Here is a 3,085-nt window from a genome sequence, read left to right as displayed (position 1 = left end):
GTCAACCTTCCGATGGCGCTGGACGTCATCGACGGCTGGATCGTGAGGCGCGCGGCGCAGTACGTGTGCGTCACGGGGGTGCACGGGGTGATGGAGAGCCGGGACGACCCCGAGCTGCTGGCAATCCACAACGCCGCCGGGATGGTGACGCCGGACGGCATGCCCCTCGTCTGGATCAGCCGCATGAAAGGACGCAAACACGTGGACCGGGTCTACGGACCGGATCTGATGCTGGCGCTGTGCGAGCGCTCCGAAAAGCGGGGATACCGGCATTTTTTCTATGGAGGAGCCGAAGGCGTGCCGGAACTGCTCGTGGAACGCCTGAAGGCGCGCTTCCCCGATCTTCAGGTCGCCGGTGTGTATTCACCGCCGTTTCGCCCCCTGACGCCGGAGGAGGATGCGCAGGTGGTTTCCATGATCAATGCGGCCCGTCCGGACGTGGTGTGGGTCGGGCTCAGCACGCCCAAACAGGAGCGGTGGATGCACGCCCATCGGGAGCATCTCGAAGCGCCCGTGATGCTCGGGGTAGGGGCTGCGTTCGACTTTCACGCGGGCCTGAAAAAACAAGCCCCTCGTTGGATTCAGCGTTCGGGCATGGAATGGTGCTTCCGGCTGATCACCGAACCGAAGCGGCTCTGGAAACGGTATCTTCGGAACAATCCCCGTTTCCTTGCCCTGATGTTCTTACAAGCTACCGGATTTCGCCGATTTCCATGAGAAAGGCGCAAGGGGGTGTCGAGAGATTGTTGCAATTCCCTCGCAAAAAAAGATAATTTGGACACAGTTTTGCCGTTGCCCTTTCCCAGTTTTGACCTGGTGAACCCGTTGCGGGGGGAAGCGCGTTCGCCGGGTGTGAGCGCCGCGCGCGTGCTTCGGATGCTTTAGCCCGGACGCGGCGCTTACGTCCCGAAACATAGCCACACGGAAGGATTCCGGTATCCGCCGGTACGGAAAGCGTCTCGGGCCGCCCGGGCGTTCCCGGAGAACAGGTCTCGCCGATATCGATTATGGGAGTTGTCAAAGCGCAAAAGATCGAACCCAGACAGGGGAGCAAGGGACGCCGCCGGGCGCTCCTGTACCACCAAAAATGGCTGACCAATGCGCTGGTGATGGGCGCGGGAGACGGGTTGGCGCTGGTGCTCGCGATGATGACGGCGAGCGCCCTTCGGTGGTGGTTCAAGGGGGATCCCATGTTTCAGGAGTGGTTCCTCATGTTGCCGCTGGGATGGTGGGGCGCCGCTTCGGTGGCGCGGCTGCTCCCGAGCTGGGGCCTCGGCATCGTCGAAGAACTGCGCCGCGTGGTGATCCTGCTGGGGCTGCTCTTTGCCGGCACGCTGGTGGTTCTGTTCCTGACGAAGCAGTCCACGGACACGAGCCGGTTCACGCTGTCGATCGGCTTCGTGGGGAGTCTCGTGCTGGTGCCTTTCGTGCGCACCCGGGTGAAAGGGGCGCTGATCTCGTGGGGCCGGTGGGGGGTGCCGGCGGTCGTGTACGGAGCCGGGGAGACGGGACGGATGGTGCTCCGGTCGCTGCGGGAAGAGCCGGGCATCGGCTACGTGCCCATCGGAGTCTTCGACGATGACCCCGACCTGTGGGGCGATTATACCGAAGCGGTTCCCATCCTCGGAAGCACGGCGCAAAGCGCCGACACCGCACCGGTGGCGATCCTGGCGATGCCCGGCCTCCCCCGCACGCGCATGATCGAACTGCTGGAAGGGCCGCTCTCGCACTACAAGCAGGTCGTCATCATTCCCGACCTCTTCGACATCCCCACGCTCTGGGTGCGTTCGCGCAACCTGGCGGGCATCCTGGGGCTGGAGATCACGCACAAGCTGCTCGACCCGGTGGCCCAGTTGATGAAACGCACGATGGACGTCGTGTGGGTGCTGGCGACCGCGCCCGTCTGGGGACCGCTCTACGGGTTGATCGCAGGGGTTGTCTGGCTCGCAGATCGTCATTCGCCCTTCTTCTATCAGGAGCGCGTCGGGAAGAAGGGGCGGGTGTTCCGCATGCGCAAGTTCCGCACGATGGTGCCCGACGCCGAGGCCGTGTTGAACCAGCGGCTGGCCGAAGATCCGGCGCTTCGGCTCGAATGGGAGACCTCCTTCAAGCTCCGGGACGACCCGCGCCTGACGCGCATCGGCGCTTTCCTGCGCCGCACCTCGCTCGACGAGATCCCGCAACTCATCAACGTCTTGCGCGGCGAGATGTCGCTCGTGGGGCCGCGCCCACTCCCGGCCTATCATCAGGCCGAACTGCCCCCGCGCGTGCAACAGCTCCGCACGAACGTGCGACCGGGCATGACGGGGCTGTGGCAGGTCTCCGGACGCAGCGACGGAGGCAATGAAGGACTCGTCCGATGGGATGCCTATTACGTGCGCAACTGGTCGATCTGGCTCGACATCGTCATCCTCGTCCGGACCGTGCGCGTCGTGCTCCGAGGGTCCGGCGCCTACTGACGTTCCCGGGCGCTCCCCGACAGTTCTTTTCGGCGCTTTTCTTCCTCCAGCCATGCCCTCGGGAATCCTTTCTGACGATGCGGGGTTTGCCGGACGTTCCGCCGCCTCTCGGAGATCGGAAGCGCGGTGCCCGGGCGGGGCGTCCGATCCGGTTCCCGTTCTTACCTTTCATCAATTCGAAAAGAACCTCGACTATGGATGTGACGACCATGACCTCGGAAAGCGCGGCGCTCTCGCCGGTCGCGGAACGATTGAAAGCGAAACTCTCCGACCGGAGCGCACGGATCGGGGTCGTCGGCCTCGGATACGTGGGGCTGCCGTTGGCCGTCGAGTTTGGTGAGGCGGGTTTCCGGACGCTCGGCATCGACCTGAACACCGAACGCGTGCAGGCGCTCAAGGCCGGGAAGAACTACATTCAGGACGTCCCGGACGAGGCCCTCGCACGCGTCGCGAGAGCGGGCGTTTTCCGGGCCTCCGACCGGTTCGACGGCGCGGCGGAGGCGGACGTGGTCTTCATCTGCGTGCCCACGCCGGTCAACCCCAACAAGGACCCCGACACGTCGTACATCCGCTCGGCGACCGAAGCGCTCGCGGCGCACCTGCACGAAGGACAACTGATCATCCTC

At 64.6% G+C, this 3,085-nt stretch carries 3 protein-coding genes; all 3 read left to right on the top strand.

All coding sequences use genetic code 11. From position 1 onward, the window contains the following. A partial coding sequence (locus tag AC1HIY_RS06745) for a WecB/TagA/CpsF family glycosyltransferase (protein WP_479575956.1) occupies positions 1-717 on the top strand: 717 nt, incomplete at its 5' end. Between the two features lie 290 nt (positions 718-1,007). Beyond that, positions 1,008-2,459 (top strand): undecaprenyl-phosphate galactose phosphotransferase WbaP, encoded by a 1,452-nt coding sequence (gene wbaP / locus AC1HIY_RS06740; RefSeq protein ID WP_479575955.1) that lies wholly within the window; start codon positions 1,008-1,010, stop codon positions 2,457-2,459. Positions 2,460-2,668: 209 nt separating this feature from the next. Continuing rightward, positions 2,669-3,085 (top strand): NAD(P)-binding domain-containing protein (locus AC1HIY_RS06735; RefSeq protein ID WP_479575954.1); only part of this gene is annotated, 417 nt, incomplete at its 3' end.

Source organism: Rhodocaloribacter sp. (assembly GCF_056451265.1).
Note: the sequence above shows the minus strand (reverse complement) of the source record. Positions and strands in the feature narration are given on the sequence as shown.

Excerpts from the sequence above, each read along its gene's own strand:
- wbaP (WP_479575955.1), top strand. The coding sequence starts at position 1,008 with ATGGGAGTTGTCAAAGCGCAAAAGATCGAACCCAGACAGGGGAGCAAG.